The following is a 5,872-nucleotide window of genomic DNA, read 5'->3' as shown; positions in this document are numbered from 1 at the left end:
GGATGTGCCGCAAGGAGCGTTTTCTGGAAACCCCCTCTCGCACTGCCGCTTGCACCCAGGACAGAACCAACAGAATCAGAACAAAACCAGCGAGTACCGGATGACCAGCCTACTTACCAACCCGGAATTCTGGCAATACCTAAGCATCCCAGTGATCGCAGCCCTCATCGGCTGGAGCACCAACTGGCTCGCCATCAAAATGACCTTCTACCCCCTGGAGTTCATCGGCAAACCACCCCTGCTCGGCTGGCAAGGCATCATCCCCTCCAAGGCCCGGAAAATGGCCGCCATCAACGTAGATGCCACCATCTCCAAAATCGGCACCGTACAGGAAATCTTCGAACAGATTGACCCCAAGGTACTGGCCGCCCACATCATCTACACCGTCGACCCCAGGGTGGAAGAATATGTCGACGAACTCATGCTCAAAGAGTACCCCACCTTCTGGGAAAACCTGCCCGCCTCCGCCCGCAAAATGGTCTACGACCGGGTACGCAAATCCACCCCGCAACTGGTCGACAACCTGGTAGAAGACGTATCCGACAACATCGAAGACCTGCTCGACATCAAAGGCATGGTCATCGAACGGCTCGCCAGCGACAAACAGCTGCTCAACCGCATTTTCCTGGAGTGTGGCGACGTAGAATTCCGCTTTATCATCAACTCCGGCATGTACTTCGGCTTTCTGTTCGGCCTGATACAAATGGCAGTCTGGTACCTCTATCCCGCTATCTGGGTGCTGCCACTGTTCGGCCTGCTGGTGGGCTGGGCCACCAACTGGATCGCCCTGAACGTCATCTTCCGGCCCCTGAGGGAACACAAGGTGGGCCCCCTGAAAATCCAGGGCCTGTTCCTGAAGCGCCAGCCGGAAGTGGCTGAATCCTTCTGCCATATTGTGACCCACGAAATCCTCACCGTTGGCAACATCATCAACGCCATCATGGAAGGTCCGAAAGGCGACCGTGCCCGCAACATGGTGAAGAAACACATCAAGCCGCTGGTGGACGAAACTGCCGGTATGGGCAAGGCCCTCACCCAGATGGCGTTCGGCCCGACCGGCTTTGCCACCCTGAAGAACCAGGTCGGCGAAAAGGCTATCGAAATCTCCCAGACCTCCTTCAACAACCCGGTGTTCGAGAAGGACCGGGCCCGGGCGGTGGAGTCGATCATGGTAGAGCGCATGATTGCGCTGTCGTCAGAAGAGTTTCAGGACCTGCTGCGGCCCTGTTTCCAGGAGGACGAGATCAAGCTCATCCTGGTAGGTGCCTTCCTTGGCTTTGCCGCCGGCGTGTGCCAGCTGGTGTTCGTATTCGGCGAAGCGCTTATCTGAGCAGCTCCGAAAAACTGACATCTTCACGGCCGGACGAGAGCTCCAGCAACCGCTCCGGCATCGACTGCACCGGCAAGCGCTCCACAACCCGGTCTTCATCCCGGCGCACCGCCTGCAGCACGTTACCCACGGTGATCAGGTCCAGCGCCCGCCCGGGCACCAACTGGTCACCGTTTCGCCCGGCCAGGCTCAACAGGCCGGCGCGAATCAGCTTGTCGCTGATATTTCGGGTAATTTCCCCCGGCACATGCATCTGGTATTCCAGTGATTCCTGTTGCGGCGCCGGCTCACCCCGGCTGAACGGCCGGGCCACCATCCACATCAAGGCCAGTGCCACCCGCTCTTGCAGCTCCGGTGCCAGCTGCACTTCACGGCGCTTGGCCACCGAGCCCGGGTTCTGCATGTAATACGACAAACTGGCACCGAGCAGCAGGATCATCCAGTTCAGGTAAATCCAGATCAGCAGGATAATCCCCACCGCAAAGCCGGAGTAGATGGCCGCATACTTGGCAGAACCCGCCACAAAGGACGCGAAGATCATACCCGCCGCCTGCCAGGACACACCGGCAATCAGGCCTGCCAGGAAGGCGTAGCGAAATTTCACCCGGGTGTTGGGGATGAAAATATAAACAAAGGTGAATGCGGCAACCACCAGGAAGAACGGGGTAAAGCGGCTGATTGCCACAAACAGCGAACCGAACGGCTCAACCGCCATCAGGGTCTGCATCATGTCGGACGAAAACACCGTGGCGGTAGCGCCAATAGCCGACACCATCAGCAAGGGGCCCACCATAATCACGCTCAGGTAGTTGCTGAAGCGCTGGGCCATGGAGCGCATTTCCGGCACCCGCCAGATCATGTTGAAGGAGCGCTCCACCTTCTGCACCAGCGAGATCACCGTGTACACCAGCAAGCCGAGGCCCACGGAACCCAAAACCCCCACCTTGATGTTATCCACAAAGCCAAGGATCCGTTCCGCCATCTCGATCCCCTGAGGGCCCATGGGCTGGAAGAACTGGTAAAGGAAGGGCTCCATCTTCTGGTGCACCCCCAGCGCCTTGAGCACGGAAAAGCTCAGGGCCAGCAAAGGCACAATACTCAGCAGCGTGGTGTACACCAGGCTCATGGCGTGCAGGGTGAGCTGGCCACTGAGTACATCCCGGATCAGCGCGTACAGCGAACGCCCGGTTTTGTACAGCCAGGTCCAGGGCCACTTCTGGGGCGGATTGGGGTTGGCAAGAATCCAGTCTTCGGCGGCCTGTAGCCGGTCTTTCAATTGAATGGAAGCCACGCAAGTTCCTGTTTGTCAGTCTTTTCTACAGCTTATCAGCCAAGGGGCAGTAAACAAGCCAAATCACCCATCAATCAAGCAACGGGATGCAACCCCATGGCGTGCAAAAACAATATAACCATATCAAGTTTTGTTACTTCCACTTATAACCGGATTAGCGTAAAACGGCGCTCCCAAAGAACTGATTCATTTATAACCACAGGGTTTGATCAATGCGCTTGTCCCGGATTCTTGCCACCACCGCCCTTATTGCCGCAGCACCGTCTGCCGCACTGGCCACCAACGGCTACTTCAGCCATGGCTACGGCACCAAGAACGCCGGTATGGCAGGCGCAGGAACCGCACTGTCCCAGGACAGCATCGCAGCCACCAACCCGGCTGGTATGGCGTTTGTGGGCAGCCGCGTGGACGGCGGGCTGGAGGTGTTTTCTCCGCGTAGGCGTTATGGCGTAGAAGGTGGCGCTCCGAATATTCCCGGCAAAACCTTCTACCTGGCCCCCGGAACCGTGCAAAGCGAAAACGACGCGTTCCTGATTCCTCATTTCGGTTATAACCGGGCCCTGGGCAACGGCCACAGCCTTGGCCTGTCGGTCTTTGCCAACGGTGGTATGAACACAGAGTACAGCGGCGAGAATGGCGGCACCTTTGGTGCAGGCAAAACCGGCGTCAACCTGGAGCAGCTGTTCATCGCCCCCACTTGGTCCTGGGAATTCTCTGACGGCCAGGCATTGGGCATCTCCCCCCTGATTGCCTACCAGCGCTTTGAGGCGAAAGGCCTACAGGCATTTGGCAACCTGGAATTATCCTCAAACCCGAATGCCCTGACCAACAACGGCACCGACGAAGCCTGGGGCTACGGCCTGCAGATCGGCTGGCAAGGTAAATTGACGGATACCCTCCGGGCCGGCCTGAGCTGGCGCACCATCCTGCAAATGGAAGAGTTCAACAAATACGAAGGCCTGTTTGCCGAACAGGGCGGCTTCGACATTCCCCAGATGTTCAACGCCGGCATCGCCTGGTCCGGACTTGAAAACCACTGGCTGCTGCTGGATGTTCAGCACATCCGCTACAGCGAGATTAACAGCATCGGTAATCCGATGATGCCTGCACTGATGAGCGCATGGGGCGGCGATGCCAGCTCCCAACTGGGCGGGGATAACGGCCCCGGCTTCGGCTGGGACGACATGACCATCGTCAAACTAGGCTGGCAATGGCAGCAAAGCAACGAACAAACCTGGCGTGCCGGCGTCAGTTACGGCGAGCAGCCCATCGCGGACGAAGAAGTGCTGTTCAACATCCTGGCGCCGGGCGTCCAGGAATGGCACTTCACCGGCGGCTTTACCCACCGGTTCAGCGAAGCCCTGGAAGTCTCGGGCATGGCCTTCTATTCACCGCGCAAAACCGTCCGTGGCGAAAACCCCATGGGCCCCGGCCAGCACATCGAGCTGAGCATGAGCCAGGTGGGTGCGTCCTTCAGCGTCGGCTATCAGTTCTGAACCGACGCCAGGTTCCTTGCAGTAATCCCCACAATCCGCTGACGGGCCTCACGGCTGGCCCAGGCGGAGTGGGGCGTCACAATCAGGTTGGGAATATCATCCGCCAGCAGCGGGTTACCATTGCGGGGCGGCTCTTCGGTCAGCACGTCAAAGCCGGCACCGGCAATCTCGCCGCTTCTTAACGCGTCCGCCAGCGCCTCCTCGTTTACCAGGCCGCCACGGCTGGTATTGATCAGCAAGGCGGTTGGCTTCATCAGGCGCAATTCCCGCTCACCAATCATATTCCGGGTTTCATCCGTCAGCAGGCAGTGCAGCGACAACACATCCGCCTGCGCCAGCAGCTCATCCAGCGCAATGCGCGGATAACCATCCACCTCCCCCGGTGCCTGCCCCGGCCGGCAGCCCAGCACAACGTTCATGCCAAAGGCCTTCGCCCGCTCGGCCACACCCTGCCCCAGGTCGCCATAACCAACAATTCCCAGAGTCTTGCCTTCCAGCTCCATAATCGGGTGATCCATCAGGCAGAACAGATCGCTCTTGCCCCAGGTGCCATTACGGGCGTCCCGGTTGTAATCCAGCAGCCGCGTGGCCAGCGCCAGAATCAGCGCCATGGTGTGCTGGGCCACCGTGGAACGGCCGTAGTTGGTCACATTCATCACCTGAATGCCATGTTCCCTTGCTGCCGGCAAGTCAATGTTGTTCAGCCCCGTAGCCACCACCGCAATGGTTTTAAGCTCCGGACAGGCCTCGAAATGCTCCCGGCCCAGCACCACCTTGTTCACCAGCACCGTATCAAAACCCCGAATCCGCTCCAGCACCTGCTCCGGCGACGTCCGCTCAAAACAGGTCAAACCGCCGGTCACCTGCTCAATCGGCGCCAGGTCCACATCGCTGCCCAGGGTAGTGCTATCCAGAAAGACTGCTTTCATACTTTCCTCCCGACTCAAGAACGGCACAGATTAAGGTAGACTGGGTAAAACGAGCAAATTCAGGGAGAACAATCATGGAACACGAATTCTGGCACGAACGCTGGGAAAAGAGCCAAATCGGCTTCCACGAAGGCACCGTCAACCAATACCTCCACGACCACTGGCCCGAACTGGCCGGCGAAGGCACCGATGCCGTCTTCGTGCCCCTGTGCGGCAAAGCCCACGACATGTGGTGGCTCCACGACCGCGGCCACCCCGTCATCGGCGTGGAACTCAGCGACATCGCCTGCAAAGACTTCTTCGAAGAAGCCCGCGAAAAAGCCATGGTCCACCCCGGCGAACCCTTCACCACCTTCAAACACGACGACCTGCAACTCTGGTGCGGCGACTTCTTCCAACTCGTCCCGGAAGACCTAAAACACATCCGCCTGGTCTACGACCGCGCCGCCCTCATCGCCCTGCCACGAGAAATGCGCAAAGGCTACGTAGACCACCTGACCGCCATCATCCCCGACGGCACCAGAATCCTGCTGATCACCCTCGACTACGACAGCAACGAAATGAAAGGCCCTCCCTTCAACGTCAGCGACGAAGAAGTCTTCAAACTCTACGGCGAAGACTACGAAATCAACCACGTACTAAAACGTGACATGGCCCACGACAACCCCTTCGCCAAAAGAAGAGGCCTGAGAAACGGCGCCGCAGAAAGCGTTTTCACCCTCACAAAGAAATAGGTTTTCACTAGTCCCCATCAAACAGGGGAGCTCCCTGAAGGCGGCCCCACCGGGGCCCCGATCGACGTATGCCGGGGCAGGATTTTTCAGGG

General features: G+C 58.7%; 5 protein-coding genes. 3 read left to right on the top strand and 2 right to left on the bottom strand.

The window, feature by feature from the left end:
• The first annotated feature begins 100 nt into the window (after positions 1–100).
• Positions 101–1,330: a DUF445 domain-containing protein gene (locus tag Q668_RS00525; RefSeq protein ID WP_036218691.1), complete on the top strand. Its 1,230-nt coding sequence runs from the start codon at positions 101–103 to the stop codon at positions 1,328–1,330.
• Here the strand turns inward: Q668_RS00525 and Q668_RS00520 are convergent.
• Positions 1,323–2,621, bottom strand: a complete 1,299-nt coding sequence (locus tag Q668_RS00520; protein ID WP_022987621.1) for a YihY/virulence factor BrkB family protein — start codon at positions 2,619–2,621, stop codon at positions 1,323–1,325. The genes Q668_RS00525 and Q668_RS00520 overlap by 8 nt on opposite strands.
• A 212-nt stretch (positions 2,622–2,833) precedes the next feature.
• On the opposite strand from Q668_RS00520, the gene Q668_RS00515 reads away from it, so the two are divergent.
• A complete protein-coding gene (locus Q668_RS00515) occupies positions 2,834–4,117 on the top strand; it encodes an OmpP1/FadL family transporter (RefSeq protein ID WP_022987620.1) in 1,284 nt (427 codons plus the stop codon).
• On the opposite strand, the gene Q668_RS00510 is transcribed toward Q668_RS00515, so the two are convergent.
• Positions 4,108–5,046 carry a D-2-hydroxyacid dehydrogenase gene (locus Q668_RS00510; protein WP_022987619.1) on the bottom strand — a complete coding sequence of 313 codons (939 nt, stop codon included), beginning with the start codon at positions 5,044–5,046 and terminating at the stop codon, positions 4,108–4,110. The two genes, Q668_RS00515 and Q668_RS00510, sit on opposite strands and share 10 nt — an antisense overlap.
• 74 nt (positions 5,047–5,120) lie before the next feature.
• Between Q668_RS00510 and tmpT the strand changes: the two genes are divergently transcribed.
• Positions 5,121–5,780, top strand: coding sequence for a thiopurine S-methyltransferase (gene tmpT, locus Q668_RS00505; protein WP_022987618.1), 660 nt, complete (start codon positions 5,121–5,123; stop codon positions 5,778–5,780).
• Positions 5,781–5,872 lie beyond the last annotated feature (92 nt).

Origin of the sequence: Marinobacter sp. ES-1 (assembly GCF_000475255.1) — a bacterium.
In the GTDB taxonomy this organism is placed as follows: domain Bacteria; phylum Pseudomonadota; class Gammaproteobacteria; order Pseudomonadales; family Oleiphilaceae; genus Marinobacter; species Marinobacter vinifirmus.
This window is presented reverse-complemented; position numbering and strand designations above follow the sequence as displayed.

What these genes read in the sequence shown, in the direction of transcription:
- Q668_RS00525 (WP_036218691.1), top strand. Translation starts at nt 101, where the DNA reads ATGACCAGCCTACTTACCAACCCGGAATTCTGGCAATACCTAAGCATC.
- Q668_RS00515 (WP_022987620.1), top strand. Translation starts at nt 2,834, where the DNA reads ATGCGCTTGTCCCGGATTCTTGCCACCACCGCCCTTATTGCCGCAGCA.
- Q668_RS00510 (WP_022987619.1), bottom strand. Translation starts at nt 5,046, where the DNA reads ATGAAAGCAGTCTTTCTGGATAGCACTACCCTGGGCAGCGATGTGGAC.
- tmpT (WP_022987618.1), top strand. Translation starts at nt 5,121, where the DNA reads ATGGAACACGAATTCTGGCACGAACGCTGGGAAAAGAGCCAAATCGGC.